Source organism: Desemzia sp. FAM 23990 (assembly GCF_045528485.1).
Lineage (GTDB): Bacteria > Bacillota > Bacilli > Lactobacillales > Carnobacteriaceae > Desemzia.
In genome coordinates, this window is sequence record NZ_JBGQQW010000025.1 from 18,141 (window position 1) to 36,177 (window position 18,037).

The 18,037-nt window shown below is 38.2% G+C and carries 18 protein-coding genes; 2 read left to right on the forward strand and 16 right to left on the reverse strand.

All coding sequences use genetic code 11. The features are described 5' to 3' along the window. Positions 1–392 precede the first annotated feature (392 nt). From ACEN4I_RS10270 to ACEN4I_RS10280, 3 genes are all read right to left on the reverse strand, one after another. Positions 393–926, reverse strand: coding sequence for an acyl-CoA thioesterase (locus tag ACEN4I_RS10270; protein WP_407102913.1), 534 nt, complete (start codon positions 924–926; stop codon positions 393–395). An 89-nt stretch (positions 927–1,015) separates the two neighbouring features. Beyond that, positions 1,016–1,339 (reverse strand): AzlD domain-containing protein, encoded by a 324-nt coding sequence (locus ACEN4I_RS10275; protein WP_407097170.1) that lies wholly within the window; start codon positions 1,337–1,339, stop codon positions 1,016–1,018. Continuing rightward, positions 1,329–2,051, reverse strand: a complete 723-nt coding sequence (locus ACEN4I_RS10280) for an AzlC family ABC transporter permease (RefSeq protein ID WP_407102912.1) — start codon at positions 2,049–2,051, stop codon at positions 1,329–1,331. Before ACEN4I_RS10280 ends, ACEN4I_RS10275 begins: the two co-directional genes overlap by 11 nt. 141 nt (positions 2,052–2,192) lie before the next feature. On the opposite strand from ACEN4I_RS10280, the gene ACEN4I_RS10285 reads away from it, so the two are divergent. Continuing rightward, positions 2,193–2,798 carry a TraX family protein gene (locus tag ACEN4I_RS10285; RefSeq protein ID WP_407097168.1) on the forward strand — a complete coding sequence of 202 codons (606 nt, stop codon included), beginning with the start codon at positions 2,193–2,195 and terminating at the stop codon, positions 2,796–2,798. 712 nt (positions 2,799–3,510) lie between these two features. On the opposite strand, the gene ACEN4I_RS10290 is transcribed toward ACEN4I_RS10285, so the two are convergent. The 13 genes from ACEN4I_RS10290 to ACEN4I_RS10350 all read right to left on the reverse strand — a co-directional run bounded on the left by ACEN4I_RS10290 (position 3,511) and on the right by ACEN4I_RS10350 (position 16,983). Next, positions 3,511–4,815, reverse strand: a complete 1,305-nt coding sequence (locus ACEN4I_RS10290) for a pyrimidine-nucleoside phosphorylase (RefSeq protein WP_407097167.1) — start codon at positions 4,813–4,815, stop codon at positions 3,511–3,513. Positions 4,816–5,019: 204 nt separating this feature from the next. Further along, positions 5,020–5,691: a ribose-5-phosphate isomerase RpiA gene (rpiA, locus tag ACEN4I_RS10295; protein WP_407097166.1), complete on the reverse strand. Its 672-nt coding sequence runs from the start codon at positions 5,689–5,691 to the stop codon at positions 5,020–5,022. A 29-nt stretch (positions 5,692–5,720) separates the two neighbouring features. Further along, positions 5,721–6,179 (reverse strand): ASCH domain-containing protein, encoded by a 459-nt coding sequence (locus tag ACEN4I_RS10300; protein WP_407097165.1) that lies wholly within the window; start codon positions 6,177–6,179, stop codon positions 5,721–5,723. A 239-nt stretch (positions 6,180–6,418) separates the two neighbouring features. Beyond that, positions 6,419–7,492 carry an ABC transporter substrate-binding protein gene (locus ACEN4I_RS10305; protein ID WP_407102911.1) on the reverse strand — a complete coding sequence of 358 codons (1,074 nt, stop codon included), beginning with the start codon at positions 7,490–7,492 and terminating at the stop codon, positions 6,419–6,421. Then, entirely contained in the window at positions 7,489–8,325 is an 837-nt protein-coding gene (locus ACEN4I_RS10310) for an ABC transporter permease (protein WP_407102910.1), read from the reverse strand. Before ACEN4I_RS10310 ends, ACEN4I_RS10305 begins: the two co-directional genes overlap by 4 nt. Next, positions 8,325–9,137, reverse strand: coding sequence for an ABC transporter permease (locus ACEN4I_RS10315; protein WP_407097162.1), 813 nt, complete (start codon positions 9,135–9,137; stop codon positions 8,325–8,327). The genes ACEN4I_RS10310 and ACEN4I_RS10315 overlap by 1 nt, the downstream gene beginning before the upstream one ends. A 13-nt stretch (positions 9,138–9,150) precedes the next feature. After that, positions 9,151–10,242 (reverse strand): ABC transporter ATP-binding protein, encoded by a 1,092-nt coding sequence (locus tag ACEN4I_RS10320; protein WP_407097161.1) that lies wholly within the window; start codon positions 10,240–10,242, stop codon positions 9,151–9,153. A 71-nt stretch (positions 10,243–10,313) separates the two neighbouring features. After that, complete coding sequence (locus tag ACEN4I_RS10325) at positions 10,314–10,856, reverse strand: helix-turn-helix domain-containing protein (RefSeq protein WP_407097160.1); 543 nt, start codon at positions 10,854–10,856, stop codon at positions 10,314–10,316. 214 nt (positions 10,857–11,070) lie between these two features. Beyond that, a complete protein-coding gene (gene murB, locus ACEN4I_RS10330; protein ID WP_407097159.1) occupies positions 11,071–11,988 on the reverse strand; it encodes a UDP-N-acetylmuramate dehydrogenase in 918 nt (305 codons plus the stop codon). Between the two features lie 256 nt (positions 11,989–12,244). Next, the gene (locus ACEN4I_RS10335) at positions 12,245–12,916 is read right to left on the reverse strand and encodes a potassium channel family protein (RefSeq protein WP_407102909.1); all 672 of its coding nucleotides are present in this window, start codon (positions 12,914–12,916) and stop codon (positions 12,245–12,247) included. Positions 12,917–12,927: 11 nt separating this feature from the next. Beyond that, positions 12,928–14,307 carry a TrkH family potassium uptake protein gene (locus ACEN4I_RS10340; protein ID WP_407102908.1) on the reverse strand — a complete coding sequence of 460 codons (1,380 nt, stop codon included), beginning with the start codon at positions 14,305–14,307 and terminating at the stop codon, positions 12,928–12,930. A 274-nt stretch (positions 14,308–14,581) separates the two neighbouring features. Next, positions 14,582–15,967, reverse strand: coding sequence for a TrkH family potassium uptake protein (locus tag ACEN4I_RS10345; RefSeq protein WP_407097156.1), 1,386 nt, complete (start codon positions 15,965–15,967; stop codon positions 14,582–14,584). Positions 15,968–16,080: 113 nt separating this feature from the next. Beyond that, positions 16,081–16,983 (reverse strand): Gfo/Idh/MocA family protein, encoded by a 903-nt coding sequence (locus ACEN4I_RS10350; RefSeq protein WP_407102907.1) that lies wholly within the window; start codon positions 16,981–16,983, stop codon positions 16,081–16,083. Between the two features lie 126 nt (positions 16,984–17,109). On the opposite strand from ACEN4I_RS10350, the gene ACEN4I_RS10355 reads away from it, so the two are divergent. After that, positions 17,110–17,883 carry an exodeoxyribonuclease III gene (locus ACEN4I_RS10355; protein ID WP_407102906.1) on the forward strand — a complete coding sequence of 258 codons (774 nt, stop codon included), beginning with the start codon at positions 17,110–17,112 and terminating at the stop codon, positions 17,881–17,883. Positions 17,884–18,037: the final 154 nt, after the last annotated feature.

The window sequence follows — 18,037 nt, forward strand, 5'->3', positions numbered from 1 at the left end:
CTTCAAGTGAGAACCAAATTTAACGCCACTTGATCAGTAAGACCACCTTATTCTTCAAGTGAGAACCAAATTTAACGCCACTTGATCAATAAGACCACCTTATTCTTCAAGTGAGAACCAAATTTAATGCCACTTGATCAGTAAGACCACCTTATTCTTCAAGTGAGAACCAAATTTAACGCCACTTGATCAGTAAGACCACCTTATTCTTCAAGTGAGAACCAAATTTAACGCCACTTGATCAGTAAGACCACCTTATTCTTCAAGTGAGAACCAAATTTAACGCCACTTGATCAGTGAGCCTATTAGACCTGCCCACCAAAAAGCTGGCAATAAAATAAACCTGTTCAAGATAAAGGTTCAACACCTCATCTTAAACAGGTCATTTAGCCTTAGTTTGACCAAGGCAATTGGTCGGTAATCGTTTGCGCAAATTGTTCATGGAATGAACGACTGGACATACGTTGTGCTTTTCTGGCTTCATATCCTTCACAAACAAACTTCTCTTCTTTAGTACTTGGTTCAACTAAAGGTACTAGCTGTTTTTTGCCTTTTTCTTTAGCGACAGCTACAAAAGTGATAAAGCTTGTAGCTGCCAAGTAACGTTCTCCACTAGATAGATCTTCACCCATTATTTTGCAAAAAACTTCCATCGAGGTTGATCCAACACCGGTCACGTAGCTTTCTATACAAACGGAATGATTTTCATTCAGCGGATGCAAGAAATCTAATGTATCCATTGAAGCAGTAACAACATCACTGCGACTGTGGCGTGAAGCAGATATGGATGCTGTATCATCAATATAACTCATTAAGCGTCCCCCAAATAAAGTCCGATGTGAGTTAATATCTCCGGGAAATACACGATGTGTCTGAATCACTTTTGATTCCCAACTTTTTTTTACTTCTCGATTTTGATCTGCCATACTAAAAGCCTCCATCTATTTTTCTACGCCCATTATAGCACGAAAGCTGTTTATGCAATTTCGTTTCCCATTATACAAGGATAGTACTTTTAGAAAAACCAAATCATAAAACTAATGCCGATAATGCCAAATACCATCGACCAGAGTAAGCTTTGAGTCTTATAGGCTATGTAAAAGACAAGCACTGTTGGCAGCAGTTTCACGTTTTCTATCGGATTTACGTTTACTTCGCTGTCCCAGAAAAAGACATCCGAAAAAACCAGCGCGGCAAAAATAGATACCGGTATAAAAGACATCCATTTAGCGAATTTTTTAGGAATTTGGCGATTACTGAGAACCAGCATCGGAACAAAACGGGGTAAATAAGTCACTACTGCCATTCCTGCAATCAACCCTAGTAAATTACTGTTCATTTTGAATCGTCGCTCCTTCTTCAGCTCTTTTCTTCTCTCTCTGTTCATCCAGCAAGTATCCCACAAAAGAAGCTAGAACTGCGGCAATGACTAATGAAATATTGTGCTGCAATACCATCATAAGAATGACGGCAAGCACACCAGACAGCAGCCCCACAAAAACAAAGATTTTAGAGACAAATTGATTCACCAGCATACATGTAAACATCGCGATCAATACATAATTCATAATGACGGTATTCATCGAAAAAGAACTTCCTATGTATCCCCCAACAACTGTACTCCCCACCCAGCTAAAGTAAGCTAATAGATTGGTAGACAAGGCTTCTTCCGGTCTCCATTCTTTATCCGTTTGAAATTGATTGTAATTGATGGCATAAGCTTCATCCGCTAAGGTATGACTAAACAACATTAAAAACGGCACCGAGCGCTTTTTAAAGAAAGGAGCTATACTGGAGCTCATCAACAAGTGCCTTAAGTTTAAAAAGAATGTCATGATCACGATAGAAGGCATTGCAGCTCCTTCAGAAAGCATAGATGCTGCCATAAATTGTCCTGCACCCGCAAAAACCAGTGCACTCATCAAAAAGATTCCCCATAATCCGATCCCTGCATCATACAGCAACATACCACAGGCTAGTCCTAAAGGAACATAACTGATCATAACAGGATAAATATTTTTGAAGCCTTCCAACCATACTGCTTTTCCCACTCTCTTCCCTCCATTTTACAAGTTTAAAAATCATTATAGCACAATCCATTTTATTTTTTCCGAGAAAGATGAATTATTGTCTTATTCGCTAAGATTTTTTGTATAATAAAATATATACCTTTAGAGAATTGGAGGGTCACAATGGAAACTACCTCGGTGCAAGCCCACAGCTTTGATGAAAAAAGCAATTTTATCAAATGGTTGGCCATCATTATCATGACAATTGATCATATTGGCGCCTATATTTTACCGCAATATGTGATACTGCGTGTCATCGGCAGAATCGCATTTCCCTTATTTTTGTACACTACTGTATTAGGCACACACCGTACACACAACTTTAAACGCTACCTGTTTCAATTACTGCTGTTTGGAATCATATCCATCCCCTTTACGTTAGGAAGAATCAACATTTTATTTTCATTGGCTTTGTTTGCTGTTTCGATGAAAGACAAACGCTTTTTTATTCCTTGCTTGATAGCAAGCTATTTTGTTGAATATGGTATCTACGGGTTTCTCTTGGGCTGGGCTATTTACATGTTAGTTTTTGAAAACCGGTATTTTGGAATCACAGCTTACCTTCTAATGCACATTCCAGAATTTGGAACAATCCAAATGTATGCCTTATTAGCCTTGATTCCAATACTGCTCCCTTTTCGTTTTCATGTGATACGAGTCCCTAAGTATTTGGGTTATGCTTATTACCCACTTCATTTAGCTATTATTCATTTCATCGCTCAATTATAGACGTGAATATGGTGTAAGGTGCGGAGTGTGGCTCCCAAAAGATTAGAGTAAAATCTAGCTTTTTGGAGGTTTTTTATGACAAATTTTAGTGAGTATTTGGGATGATTTAAACATCAAAGGGGAAATTGGTTTGATGAAGAACGGGGTTTGAACATCAAGGACAAAATTGCCTTGATGAAAAACGGGGTTTGAACATCATGGACAAAATCGCCTTGATGAAGAATGGCGTTTGAACATCAAGGACAAAATTGCCTTGATGAAAAACGGGGTTTGAACATCATGGACAAAATTGCCTTGATGAAGAACGGGGTTTGAACATCATGGACAAAATTGCCTTGATGAAGAACGGCGTTTGAACATCAAGGACAAAATGACCTTGATGTTCAAACCCCTTCCATCCTTCATTCGCTCATCAAACATACATTTCTTTCACTCTAAATAGAGCTTCCCACTAGAAGTACGCATCGAGCGGTACAACATTAATCTATCAAAAGCAAAACTGGTTAGCTAACCGTATAGAACCAGAACCACAAATCGTTAGAAAAAAATCGATTGAGTATTGGGTTCTGTTTCTTTTAACGCAAGGAGCCTTTCGAAACACGTTTATAATGTTGGTGCAGACCGGTAAGAGCCCCAAACTTGTACACAAAAAGGAGATAGGATTGGTTGTCCTAACTCCTTTACTTAACTTTATGAGCAGCTTATTACTTCTTTATTCTCCAGATAAAACATCGTAAATCAATGGTAAAGGTTCAGCTGTATCCGCAATCGTAATGCACTCCCAAATCTTTTGTTCTACATCAGGGACTTCTTCTTGATTACTATGGATCGTTAATAAAGGTTCCCCTTTTTTAACTTGGTCTCCTACTTTTTTGTGCAACACTAATCCAACTGCTAGATCAATGTCACTTTCTTTAGTGGCACGTCCTGCACCTAACATCATAGAAGCAACTCCTAATTCGTCAGCTACTAATTCAGCTAAATAACCATCTTGGTTAGCTAACACTTCTGTTTGGTATGGCGCTTTAGGCAACAATTCTGGGTTATCTGCAACGTCTGGGTTTCCGCCTTGGGCTGCCACAAATGTTTTGAAAACTTCCAGTGCTTTCCCATTTTCTAAGTTTTCTTTCAAGATACTTCTGGCTTCATCAAGATCTTTACCAACTCCAGCTAAATGCGCCATTTGACTTCCCAAAGTTAAGCACAAATCTACCACATCTGCTGGTCCATGACCTTTTAAAGTATCGATAGCTTCTTGAACTTCTAATGCATTCCCGATCGCAAATCCTAAAGGCTGGCTCATATCCGAAATAACTGCCATCGTTTTTCTTCCCACATGATTTCCGATTTTTACCATTGCTTCTGCTAATTCGCGAGCAGCTTCAGGAGTCTTCATAAATGCACCGGCACCTGTTTTTACGTCCAATACGATCGCGTCAGCACCAGCTGCGATTTTTTTACTCATGATTGAGCTCGCGATCAATGGGATAGATTCTACTGTACTGGTTACATCTCTTAACGCATACAGTTTTTTGTCTGCAGGAGTTAAATTCCCGGATTGCCCTACAACGGCTACTTTATGTTGATTGACCTGTTCGACAAATTCTTCTTGGCTCAACTCCACATGAAATCCTGGAATAGCTTCTAATTTATCAATCGTACCACCAGTATGGCCTAATCCCCTACCGCTCATCTTTGCAATAGGAACTCCTACACTAGCTACTAATGGAGCTAAAATCAAGGTTGTCGTATCTCCTACTCCACCTGTTGAATGCTTGTCTACTTTGACACCTTCAATTTGAGACAAATCGATTTCATCTCCAGATTTCACCATGCTCATGGTTAAAGCTCCGCGTTCAGCGTCGGTCATGTCTTCAAAATAGATGGCCATCAACATCGCACTCATTTGGTAATCTGGTATTTCATCTGTTGTATATTGTTTTATCATCCATTGAATTTCTTCAGCGGACAACTCTTTCCCTTGTTGTTTTTTATGGATCAAATCTACCATTCTCACTTAATATCATCTCCTTATCGCTAGTACACAGTTATTTTACCACACTTCTAATAGAAACCGTTTTCTAACTTTTGAATATGAGAAGATTTTTACGCTTTTCTTCTGAAGAGCAGCCGCTTAGAATTCATTTCCTCGCACAAATGTCTAACAAAAAAGACTGAGGTTTTTAGCCTCAGTCCCAGCCTTACTGATTTGATCCGTTTGTTATCTAGCTTCTATAATTTCAACGCCTGATTCGCGCCCAACAATAATCGTATTGACACGGTCTAAAAACAATCCATGTTCTACAACTCCTGTTAAACTATCTAACCATTCAGCCAACTCATGAGGCTGCTTGATCGTTCCCATGTGCAAATCAATAATATAATGCCCAGCATCTGTAACCAATACTTCTTCATTAGCATCATTTCTGACAACTGGGTGATACCCTTTTTTCTCAAATAAACGATACAATTGCTGGCTGCCGTAAGGAATCACTTCAATAGGTAGTGGAAAGGCACCTAATTGTTCAACCATTTTAGTTTCATCTACGATCCAGATCACTTTATTGGAATTATCGGCTACGATTTTTTCAAATAAATGAGCTGCACCGCCGCCTTTGATGCCTTGATAATCGCGGCTGATCTCATCTGCTCCATCTATCGTAATATCGATCCGATCGATTTCATCTACGCTTTTCAAAGGAATCCCTAATGCTTCAGCTTGTTCTTGGGTACGATTCGAAGTAGTCACACCAGTAATGTTCAACCCTTCTTTTACACGTCTCCCAATTGCTTCCACCATATAATACGCCGTTGATCCCGTTCCTAAACCAACTACCATACCCTCTTTCACAAACTCTGCTGCTTTTTCTCCAACCATTTGCTTTAAGTCCATTAGGCCATTCCCCTTTAGTTATTAGTTGATTACGCTGCATACACCAATTCGAAGCTTTCAAAAACCACTTCCATTTTCGTCGAAAACGTTTCTCCAGCAGATTGACATTCTCTTTTAAAGAACTCTTTATGAGCTTCCATCCAATAATCGACTGTACGATCACCTTCACCTTCTGCAATGGCGATTTCTTCTGTCACTTCATCAAATGGAAAGACAAAGACGTCTAAATTTTGTATGATTCCCACTGCTTGATCATTTCCATCTAGAATGACTGAATAAGCCCCAACTTGTGGCAAATCCGCTCCTTCAACATCATACAAGCGCTTCAAACTGCACGTCGCTGTTTTTAAACCTGATAACACTAAAGCAGCTAACTGATCTGCTAATTCTTTTGAATCTCCAAAAGCCCAAACATCATAATGCTCCGGTAAATTAGGAATCTGCTGATGAAAGCTTTCCCACAACTCTTTTGCTGATTCGTTCTCCATGTCTACACCTTAACCTTATCTATGAATCTACACTTTTAGCTGAAATACGATTTCTAAAGTATAGTTTTTTTCAAACATCACTCGTATTCTATCATACTATTTTTTTATTTGTTTGGAAACTTATTATAACATGTGATTCTGCTTAAGAATCTCTAACCATCACACTCTTTATTTCGAGCTTTAAAGAATGAAAAAAACACATCGGCCTTTGTAACAAAGACCGATGTGTTGCTTGTTTATCAATTCCGATGCATTTTAAATTCCAAAAACAAATCATTGTAGATCCCAATATACTCTTGTCCTAAGTTTTCATAAACCTCTAAGTGTTCCATCGTTTCATCGGATGGGTAAAATTGCTCGTCCTCAATCATTTCAGCTGGCATCAATTCCATCGCTGACGTATTGGGTGTAGAATACCCGACATACTCTGCATTCTGAGCAGCATTTTCGGGCTCCAGCATAAAGTTGATAAAGGCATAAGCAGCCTCCACATTCTGAGCGGTTTTTGGAATGACAAAGTTGTCGAACCACAAATTGGACCCTTCAGGTGGAATCACGTAACGCAGATTTTCATTCTCCCACATCATATCCGCTACTTCTCCAGAAAAAGTTACAGCTACAGAACTTTCTTCTTGGATCATATACATTTTGATTTCATCAGCAACAACAGCTTTTACGTTTGCTGTCATTAAATCCAATTTTTCAGCGGCTTCAGCCAACTCAGCATCATTTTTAGAGTTTACCGAGTAACCTAAACTGTTCAGCGCCAACCCCATCACTTCTCTAGCTCCATCGATCAACATCACGTCATCTTTGAAACGCGGATCCCATAAGTCGTCCCAATGTTCAATGGAACCTTCTTCGACAAATTGCGTGTTGTATACGATTCCTAAGGTTCCCCAAAAATAAGGAATAGAATAACGGTTTTCAGGATCAAAGGCCATGTCCAATAAGTCAGGATCCAAATGTTCTAATCCTTCGATTTTTGAATGATCCATTTCAATCAGCATATCTTCTTCGATCATCCGTTCAATCATGTATTCACTAGGTACCGCTAAATCATAGGCCGTTCCGCCTTGATTGACTTTGGTATACATTGCCTCGTTCGAATCAAACGTTTCATACGATACCACATACCCTGTTTCTTCTTCAAATTTAGTGATCAGATCGGGATCGATATAATCTCCCCAATTATACAAGTTCAACGTGTTATTTCCAGTGATCCCTTCAGCTTCGTCTAGTTTGTTGGAAGAATAGTAAAGCGCCCCACAGGCAACTAAGATCACTACGGCTAGTGTAACTAATCGTTTCATAGCATCGTCACCGCCTCTTTACCTTTTCTTCCATGCTGCTGCTTATGTTTTTTGCTGATGCTGTATTGTTGGATAAAGTAATAGCCCACTACTAAAATCAATGCAAACAAGAACATCAATGTGCTTAATGCGTTGATCTCTAAGGATACTCCTTGGCGAGCACGAGAATAGATCTCTACTGCGAGTGTACTGAAGCCATTTCCAGTTACGAAAAAGGTCACCGCAAAATCATCTAAAGAATACGTAAAGGCCATAAAATAGCCCGCTAAAATTCCAGGAGTGATTGCTGGCAATATGATTTTAGTCAAGACTTGCCAGTTATTTGCCCCTAAATCGTGTGCCGCTTTGATCATCGTCGGATTCATTTCTTGCAATTTTGGCAAGACCATCAATACAACGATCGGAATACTGAACGCAACATGCGACAATAGAACGGAAGCAAAACCTAATCTAAAACCAATAAACGTGAACAGGATTAAGAAGCTTGCTCCAATGATAACATCTGGAGAAACCATCAATATGTTGTTCATACTCAACAAGGTATTGCGTGTCTTTCGATTTTTCACCAAATACACTCCAATAGCGCCTAATGTTCCAATAATCGTTGCTAACAACGAAGACAGCAAAGCGACCAATAATGTATCTAACACGATTCCCATTAAACGAGTATCCTCAAAAACAGCAGTGTAATTGTCCCAAGTAAATCCCGTAAAAGAAGTCATTGTTCCGCCATCATTGAAAGAATAAAATATCAAATACATAATGGGAGCATACAATAAGACGAAAACAAGCAGTAGATAAAGATTCGTCCATTTAAATGTCTTTTTTGCCATTATTTATGCAACGCTCCCTTCTTTTTCTTTTCTCCCGTCAGCAGCATCATTAAGAACATCGCTACGATCAAAACTACTCCAATCGTAGAACCCATTCCCCAATTTTCAGTCACTAAGAAGTGTTGTTCAATCGCTGTCCCTAATGTGATGACGCGATTTCCTCCAATTAATCTGGTCAGCATAAATAAAGATAATGAAGGAATGAAAACGGCTTGTACTCCACTTTTGACTCCATTCAATGACAAAGGAAAAATGACTCGTCTGAAGGTCTCCCAGTTATTGGCTCCTAAATCAGAACTCGCTTTCATATAAGAGGGATTCATTTCTTCCAGTGCATTGTAAATCGGCAAGATCATAAACGGAATTTCAATGTAGGAAGCGACCAGCAAAAAACTAACGTCTGTAAATAAAATTTGCTGACGCCCAATTCCAGTAAACACCAAGAAATCATTGATTGTTCCATTCATACTGAATATTCCAATAAAAGCATAGGCTTTTAACAACAAATTGATCCATGTAGGTAAGATGATCAGCAGCAACCACAATTGTTTATGCTTCGTTCTCACCAATAAATAAGCTGTAGGATAACTGATCAGTAAAGTAAATAAAGTAATCAAGAACGCATAGAATATCGAATTGAAGGTCATGGTTAGATAAGTGCCTGATTGAAAATAAGCAGCATAATTGGCAAACGTAAAATTGCCTTGGATATCAAAAAATGATTGATACAAAATCAACACTAAAGGAGCTACCACAAATAAAAGCAGCCACATCGAATACGGCGCAAAATAAAACGCTTTTGTTTGTTTCATATCCGTTTCCCTCCTATTCCTCTTCGTAACTTTCTAAACGAGCATCAAATTCTTTTTCAGTTTCTCCAAATCTCATAACATGGATATCTTCTGGACCAAAATGCAATCCTACCATTTCGCCAACTACAGCTTTCTTAGTAGAATGAACCATCCATTCATTTCCTTCTGCATCGTATCCGATGATTTCATAATGCACCCCGCGGAATAATTGGGTGTCCACCTTGACCGTCAATTTCCCTTTGTCTGTCGTCGTCAACGCTAAATCTTCTGGACGAATCACCACTTCTACTTTTTCATTCGGCGACATCCCTGCATCAACACATTCAAATGTGCGACCGACAAATGAAATTTCATAGTCTTGAATCATTGTTCCTTCTACGATGTTGCTTTCCCCAATAAAATCCGCCACATAACGGTTGATCGGTTCATCATAAATATCTACCGGTGTTCCGCTTTGAACGATCTTGCCTTCTTTCATCACAAAAATTTCGTCGCTCATAGCTAATGCTTCTTCTTGATCATGAGTGACAAAGATAAACGTGATGCCCAATCGTTGCTGCAATTCACGCAATTCATATTGCATATCGGTTCTTAATTTCAGGTCTAATGCCGATAACGGTTCGTCTAGTAACAATACATCTGGTTCATTAACTAAGGCACGAGCGATAGCCACCCGTTGGCGCTGACCACCAGACATTTCACTGATGGCGCGATTTTCGTAGCCAGATAAACGCATCATTTTTAAGACTGCTGCTACTTTTTCTTTGATCGTTTTGTTGTCTAATTTTTTGATTCTCAAACCAAATGCAATGTTCTCAAATACACTCATGTGCGGGAACAACGCATAATCTTGAAAAACGGTATTGACTGTACGTTTATTGGGAGGAATATCATTTACTTTTTCACCGTTAATGGTAATCAACCCATCAGAAACTTCCGTAAATCCAGCAATCAAATTTAAAATGGTTGTTTTTCCACAACCGGATGGTCCTAACAAGGTATAAAATTTTCCCCGCTCAATATCAAAAGTGATATTTTTTAAAATAACGTCATCTTCATACTGTTTTTTTACATTTTTAAACGTAATAATAGCATTTTCTGGCATTTTTACTATTCTCCTTTTTGTTCCAATCTAGTGGATCTTTTTTTGAAATACAAGTAGAAAGCTTCTGGAGTCTACAGATAGGATTCTGTAACGACCATCAATAACCGGCTTTCTCCATCTGCTTGATTAAATATTTGGTGAGTATCATTAGCATGGTAATAAATCGCATCGCCTTTTTTGGCATAGTATCGATTCATCCCAATTTCGATACACACTGCTCCTTTTGTCACATAAGCAAAGGTTTCTGCCATAGAAGGAGAAAATTCTTTGAAGGCTCCATTTTTTTCCAATGTCAATTGGATAGGTTCCATTTCATTTTCATTGGATTCTGGAACAAGCCATTGGATCGTATATTGTCCATCCACAGCTTCGTAATGAGTGTGCTCATCCTTTTTGTAGACCACTCGCTGTTCCTCTTGTTCTTCGTCAAAGAAATCTTTTGGACTGCAACCCAGAACTTCCAGCATATCAAAAAAAACATCCATTGAAGGCATACTTAAATCTCTTTCTACTTGAGAAATATATCCTTTGCTTAGATTCGTTCGTTCTGCCAATTCCTCTTGTGTAAGATTTTTTTGGATCCGTAAATTCTTTATTCGCGTGCCTATTTCCATTTTTTTACACCCTTTTTTGTTTACTATCATTAAACTAAATAGCACAAAAGTATTCTGTCACTAATTATTTTGTTTAGTAAAACCTCTTCTTATTATAGATAATTTGGACAAAAATGCAATAAAAAAAAACTAAAAAACAGAGAGATTCTGTTTTTTAGTCCTAATTCGTTCCAATGGCTTCTCTTTTATTGTAATGTGTCGTCTCTACCTTCTATTAAGCAAGTTCTTTTACCAGGTCTTCCCCAATAATTCTAACTTCCGTTTCTAATTGCACCTTGTTTACTTTAAGGATGACTTCTTTGATGTGTTCGATCAATTCGATATAATCTGTGGCTGTAGCATGATTGATATTTACGATAAAACCTGCATGTTTTTCGGATATTTGTGCACCGCCCCAGATTAAACCTTGTAAGCCAGCTTCTTGGATCAATTTGCCTGTAAAATACCCCGTTGGACGCTTGAACACACTCCCACATGATGGATACTCTAAAGGTTGTTTAGACTCTCTTAAAGCAGTCAATTCATCCATTCGCTCTTTAATAGCCTTTTTCTTACCATTTTCAAGAGAAAATACTACTTCCAACACAATATCATGGCTCTGTTGGATGGCACTGTGACGGTAACTGAATTCTAAGTCCTTATTTTTCACTGTTTTTACTTCACCTTCAAGCGTTAGCACCGTGACTGATTCAATGGATTCGCTGACTTCTCCATCGTAAGCTCCAGCATTCATGTAAACTGCACCACCGATACTGCCTGGAATACCGCAAGCGAATTCCAAACCTGTCAAACCGGCTTCATAAGCTTCATTAGAAGTATCGATTAAACGAGCACCACTTTGAACGATAATTTTTTTATGCTCCACTTGAATACGTTTCATTTTTGTTAAGATCATCACTACACCACGTATTCCGCCATCTTTGACAATAAGATTGCTGGCATTGCCCAACACAGTTAGAGGCAATTGTTCCCTATTTACCCACTGTACGACGTTTGTGACTTCTTCAATAGTTGTGGGGAAAACCAGCACATCAGCTGGACCTCCAGTTTTAGTGTAGGTGTATAGTGATAGTGGTTCATTTTCTTTTATAATTAAATCAGGAATTTGTTTTTTTAATTCTTCGATTACCATAGTATTTAAATACCCTTTCCTATGAATAGAGCAAATACTCTACTTTTTAATGATCCCAAGTAATGTTTTCATTAGGGATGTCTCTTGCCTGTTTTTTAGTTTACCATGCAAAGATGTATTTTTGTAGCTTGTCTTACTATAACAATCAAAATTTTAATTCTTTTAGAATAACTTTTGAACAAAAAAAGATGTGCTAGGTTCTGTCCCATCACATCTTCGCTTGATTTGTGCTCTTAAACGCCTTGCTCCACGCTCTCTATTTTAGTTTATTCAAGTAGTCGTAGCGTTCAAATATTTCAGATTCTGCAATCCCAACCAAGACAGTACCTTGTTCAATTTGGTAGTCTGGGCTAAAGGATACATCCATTCGTTTTTGAGAAGATTTTCGCACTCCGATAATATTGATTTCGTATCGTTTTCTTAAATCCAATTCATCGAATGTTTTCCCTACCCAAGGAGCAGGCGGAATAAACTCGATTACAGCATAGTCTTCATCCAAGTCAACAATATCCGTGATATGTCTTCTTAACACACTTTTTGCCACACGAGTCCCTGCTTCTTTTTCCGGACGAATGACCTTAGTTGCCCCTATCTCAAGCAGTACTTCCATAAAAGATTTATTTTTTGCTTTTGCAATAATCGTAGCGATCCCTAATTTCTTACAGTTCATGACAGCTAAAACACTTGCCTCTAAACTAGTCCCTGTAGCTACTACTACCACATCACAATTTTCGAGTCCTACACTTTGTAAAAAATCCAAGTCTGTGATATTTCCCTGTACAGCTTGTGTTACATAAGGTTCTACGCGTTCAACATTGTCTATATCGATATCAATTGCAATCACTTCACAATCAAAATCATTCAATTCTTTCGCTATTGATGATCCAAAGACTCCCAGCCCCAGTACACCAATTGTTCTTACTGCCATATCCTTATCTCCTATCCAATTAAAATAGTTGTTTTCGCATATAATTTGTCTTTTGTCTTTTTATTGTTTCTGATTAAACCTAATAGTATGGTGATTGGTCCAATTCTACCAACATACATCAAAATCATCAACACAATATGGCTGATATCTGACAACTCAGGTGTTAAATTTACACTGACCCCTACTGTTGCTAAGGCAGAAACGGCTTCAAACAGTAAATACAAGAAGGGTTGGTCTTCAACCAGCATCAAAATACTTACCCCAGCAACTAGAAAAGCACAGAACGTTGCCACTACTACAATAGCACGTCGGACAAGTTCTATCGGAATAGTGTGGTGGGCGTAATTGATGTGTCTTTGTCCCTTGACCTCGTTAATGATCAACAGAACAATCAAAGCAAATGTAGTTGTTTTGATACCACCGGCTGCACCTCCAGGAGACCCTCCGATAAACATTGTAAAAATGAAGAATAATAAAGTAAAAGGTTCTACCAGTTCATAATCCAATGTAGCAAAACCAGCTGTTCTCATTATTACTGTTTGAAATAGAGAAGCCATCACCTTGTCCCCAAATGAAAAATTTCCAATGGAGTCTGGGTTGTTCCATTCGACTAATAAGAAAACCAGAGTACCTGTTACAATCAAAATAAGTGTCACATTAATAGCTAAACGCGTATGAATCTTTAACAACCGATAAGCACGTTTCCAACCGTGCTGAAATTTATTTTTTACAATGGATTGAAGGTTGTGTGTGACATCAAACCAAACTGAAAAACCAATACCGCCTAAAATAACCAGCGAAATAATAACTAGATTGACTAAAGAATCATGCGCATACTCTTGTAGACTAATAGCTCCGATATTGTCGAAACCAGCATTACAAAATCCAGAAACCGCTAGAAATAAAGAGACAAATAGCCCTTTAGCCCATCCGAATTCTGGTACAAATCTAAAAGATAACAGCAGCATTCCTGTTCCTTCAATAGTCATTGTATATTTAATGATGGAAGCTAAATAAGTATTAAAATTGCTTAATTCATCTCTATTAAGAGCTTCTTTTACAGCTATAGTATCCGAATAGCTGATTTTTCTTCCTATTCTTAAAATAAAAGTTGCCAATATAGTCATCAGACCCAGTCCACCTATTTGCATCAAAACGATACAAACGATTTGGCCAAACACCGTATAAGACGCTGCCACAGGCAATGTAAATAATCCCGTCACGCATACCATGGATACCGCTGTAAATAAGTTATCAAAATAAGTGGTTTGTGATGTTTCCAGATTGCTGATGGGCAGTGTTAACAGCAGTGATCCTGCAAAAATAACTATTGCAAAACTAATAGCAATCTTTAAAGCTGGAGGTACCTCCCTAATCTTTTTTGCAGACATTCCCTTCTCCTCTTTCATTCATACTTTATCAAGTTCTCATGTATTATATTCTTATTCGCATAAAAGTAAAGCAAATTCTTTCCTCAAAAAAAGTTTTTTTACACTCTTTTTTTCGAAGGTAAATCTCTTATTGATTATTTTTTTACTCAGTTTGTAAGTTTGTGCGATTCGTTTACTCTATGCCACAATTAGATAAGGATTGTTTCGGATTAAACTAAAGCACTAAACATCGAAAAAGGAGCCCGACTAATGAGGTTCTGACTACTTTTTTCTGTTACCCAATCAAAATTTTTGTTTCTGCATAACGGTAATTTTTTTGTTTTTTGTTTCTTCTACCCAAACTCAAAAATATGGTGATAGGGCCAATTCTGCCAATAAACATTAAAATCATGATCACTACTTGACTAACTGTAGATAACTGGGGCGTCAAGTTATCTACAGTTAGTCCGATCGTTGTTAAAGCAGAAGCCGTTTCAAAAATCAAATGAAAGGGTCTCTGATCTTGCTCAAATAACAACAATAAACCTGTCCCTACCATAAAACAAACAAAAAAGGTGACCAATACTACCAAAGCTCTTCGCACAATTTCAGTTGGAATCGTGTGGTAAGCGTAATTGATGTGTTTTTGTCCTTTGATTTCGTTGTACATCAATAAAACAACTAAAGCTACCGTAGTTGTCTTCAGACCTCCAGCAGTCCCACCTGGAGATCCTCCGATGAAGCTGATGACAACAAAAAAGAAGTTGGTAAAACTTTTAAAGTCCAAAAAATTTACTGTAGTGAATCCAGCGGTTCTAAAAGTAGTGGATTGAAATACTGCTGCCAAGATCTTTTCTCCGATAGAAAAATCTCCAATACTAGAAGGATTGTTCCATTCAACAATTAAAAACAGCATAATTCCAAAGAGCAATAAGAAAACAGAAATATTTATAGCTAGACGAGTGTGCACTTGCAGACGTTGGTAATTTCTCTTTAAATTGCGGCTACCTGTTTTCTTAAAAATCGATTGTACATTTTGCGTGATATCAAACCAGACAGAAAAACCGATCCCTCCTAAAACAATCAACACCATCATAACAATATTGACCACAGGGTCGTGAACGTAATGTTGCAAACTATTTCCTCTCAGCGTATCAAATCCAGCGTTGCAAAAACCCGAAACAGCCAGAAAAAGCGCATGGAAGAAACCGTTCTTCGTTCCGTATTCGGGGATAAGTCTAACTGCCAAAAATATAAATGCTGTTCCTTCAATAACAGCCGTATACTTGATAATAGAGGTCAGGTAATTCTTAAAATCCCCTAATTTATCGCGGTTTAGAGCTTCACTAACCGCAATCTTGTCTTTAAAGCTTATTTTTTTACCTACACCGACTATAAACGCAGCAAGAATCGTCATTAAGCCCAACCCGCCAATTTGCATCAAGAAAATGCAAACTACTTTACCGAATAAACTGTAGGTAGTGATAAGTGGTGTCGTCAATAAACCTGTCACACAGACCATAGAAACTGATGTGAACAGATGCTGAAAGTACCCTGCCTCTGAAACTGCAGATTGGCTGACAGGCAGACTCAGCAATAGGGATCCGATAAAAATAATCATCAAAAAACTGAAAGCAATTTTTTTAGATGGTGATAAATGACGTATTTTATCTCCAATCATAAAAGGTTGGATTCCTCCTTCGTAAATTTTTCTCCTCTTTTTCACAAAAACATGATGAGTCAAGAACGACAGTTACGTCCACCGCTTTTGACTGATCATGTATTTGTTATTATCTAGTCCTTGTTGTCAGCCACTATTTCGGCACATATTTGGTGACTCATAAAAGAAGATTCCAGACTTACAGGATTATCTCCCGTTTTCACAGCTTCAATGAACTGACGGATCAAAGGAGCAAATCCTCTCTTTTCAAGAGTGTGGTCCCAGTCTCCGAATGCTCTGGTCTCTTGTTCTCCATAAGAATTGCTTTCGTAATCGGTCAAGTTCGTTACGCGATACGTTCCTTCAGGAGACTGTACTTCAGCTACTTCCAGATTAGCTCCAGCTTTATAGTTCATTGAAACGATACACATCGTTTGATCCGTTTCCAACTGCACGACACAGTTTTCCAATTGTCCGTCCGTTTCGGTAATAGTATGTGACATTTCTACTACCTCATCGTCCAATAAGTACAAGGCTGTATCAATGACGTGAATAAACATATCAAAAATACCAAACTGAACTGTCCCAGAACCATTAGGCTTGTTTTTTTGAACGAAAATCATATTTTTATGCGGAACTTTTTTTAGTTCTTGAATCATTGGTGCAAAGCGACGATTAAATCCGGTAGTCAATACCAGTTGTTTGTCTTCAGCTAAAGCTAGTAAGGATTCTACCTCTTCAAGGTCTTCACTGATTGGTTTATCTACATACACATGAATACCATTTTCTAAAAATTGTCTGATAAAAGCTGTATGCGTGTGGGTTGCCGTATGGATGAATACTCCTTCCACTCCGCTTTCAATCATAGATTCGATTGTTGGATGCAGATTTGTTACTCGGTATTGTTTGCCGATTTTGGACAGTTTTTCTTGATTCCGTGTGTAAAAATGCCACTCTACTTCTTCACTCATGGACATCATAATTGGCAAATATGCTTTTTGAGAGATGCCGCCTAAACCTACTACTCCTATTTTCACTACTTTTCCTCATTTCATTAGTTTAATGGATTTTCTTGCTGAACAACTAAGCTCTACTGCTTCAAGTTTTTTTTCGTTTACTGTACAATAATAGTACCATGTTACACTAAAGGAGCAAACTAATAAATGAAACTAATTTCTTGGAACGTCAACGGATTACGCGCTATTGTCAAAAAAGGTTTCTTAGATATTTTTACAGAATTAGATGCTGATTTTTTCTGCCTTCAGGAGACCAAACTTCAAGAAGGTCAAATCGATCTGGATATCCCTGGATACTACTCTTTTTGGAATTATGCCGAAAAGAAAGGCTACTCGGGTACCGCTATTTTTACTAAACATGAGCCTATATCGGCAGCTTATGGAATCGGTATTTCTGAACACGATACAGAAGGAAGAGTAATCACTTTAGAGTACGACGATTATTATGTGGTTACTTGTTACACTCCTAATTCTCAATCCGAGTTGAAACGACTAGACTATCGTGTACGTTGGGAACAAGATTTTTTAGCTTATTTAACTGAATTAGATATCCGAAAACCAGTTATTCTTTGTGGAGATCTAAACGTTGCCCATAAAGACATTGATTTAAAAAATCCGCAACGCAACCGCGGCAACGCTGGCTTTTCTGATGAAGAAAGAGCTCAATTTGAGGCTCTTTTAAGCAATGGATTTGTCGATACTTACCGCTATTTCTATCCTGAAACAGAAGGAAGCTACACTTGGTGGAACTACCGGTTCAATGCCCGCAAAAACAATGCCGGTTGGCGCATCGATTATTTCTGTGTTTCACAAAAATTGATTCCATTTCTAGAAGATGCGAAAATACACAACACTATCTTGGGTTCAGATCATTGCCCAGTAGAACTGACTCTTAAAGATACCCTAGCTAAAGCTATTTAAAAGGCTCTTCATCTTCTAACGTTGGTAAAGAAATTTCCTCCGGCCTATGGGGTTGCTTATGGAAGGCCATGGGAACGCCCTTGAGCCGAAAACCGCGTCTCAAGACTTACAAGCATCAAATGTTGTAGAACCATTAAAAAAAGAATGGATCGTC

Excerpts from the sequence above, each read along its gene's own strand:
- ACEN4I_RS10270 (WP_407102913.1), bottom strand. The coding sequence starts at position 926 with ATGGCAGATCAAAATCGAGAAGTAAAAAAAAGTTGGGAATCAAAAGTG.
- ACEN4I_RS10275 (WP_407097170.1), bottom strand. The coding sequence starts at position 1,339 with ATGAACAGTAATTTACTAGGGTTGATTGCAGGAATGGCAGTAGTGACT.
- ACEN4I_RS10285 (WP_407097168.1), top strand. The coding sequence starts at position 2,193 with ATGGAAACTACCTCGGTGCAAGCCCACAGCTTTGATGAAAAAAGCAAT.
- rpiA (WP_407097166.1), bottom strand. The coding sequence starts at position 5,691 with ATGGACTTAAAGCAAATGGTTGGAGAAAAAGCAGCAGAGTTTGTGAAA.
- ACEN4I_RS10300 (WP_407097165.1), bottom strand. The coding sequence starts at position 6,179 with ATGGAGAACGAATCAGCAAAAGAGTTGTGGGAAAGCTTTCATCAGCAG.
- ACEN4I_RS10305 (WP_407102911.1), bottom strand. The coding sequence starts at position 7,492 with ATGAAACGATTAGTTACACTAGCCGTAGTGATCTTAGTTGCCTGTGGG.
- ACEN4I_RS10310 (WP_407102910.1), bottom strand. The coding sequence starts at position 8,325 with ATGGCAAAAAAGACATTTAAATGGACGAATCTTTATCTACTGCTTGTT.
- ACEN4I_RS10315 (WP_407097162.1), bottom strand. The coding sequence starts at position 9,137 with ATGAAACAAACAAAAGCGTTTTATTTTGCGCCGTATTCGATGTGGCTG.
- ACEN4I_RS10320 (WP_407097161.1), bottom strand. The coding sequence starts at position 10,242 with ATGCCAGAAAATGCTATTATTACGTTTAAAAATGTAAAAAAACAGTAT.
- ACEN4I_RS10325 (WP_407097160.1), bottom strand. The coding sequence starts at position 10,856 with ATGGAAATAGGCACGCGAATAAAGAATTTACGGATCCAAAAAAATCTT.
- murB (WP_407097159.1), bottom strand. The coding sequence starts at position 11,988 with ATGGTAATCGAAGAATTAAAAAAACAAATTCCTGATTTAATTATAAAA.
- ACEN4I_RS10335 (WP_407102909.1), bottom strand. The coding sequence starts at position 12,916 with ATGGCAGTAAGAACAATTGGTGTACTGGGGCTGGGAGTCTTTGGATCA.
- ACEN4I_RS10340 (WP_407102908.1), bottom strand. The coding sequence starts at position 14,307 with ATGTCTGCAAAAAAGATTAGGGAGGTACCTCCAGCTTTAAAGATTGCT.
- ACEN4I_RS10345 (WP_407097156.1), bottom strand. The coding sequence starts at position 15,967 with ATGATTGGAGATAAAATACGTCATTTATCACCATCTAAAAAAATTGCT.
- ACEN4I_RS10355 (WP_407102906.1), top strand. The coding sequence starts at position 17,110 with ATGAAACTAATTTCTTGGAACGTCAACGGATTACGCGCTATTGTCAAA.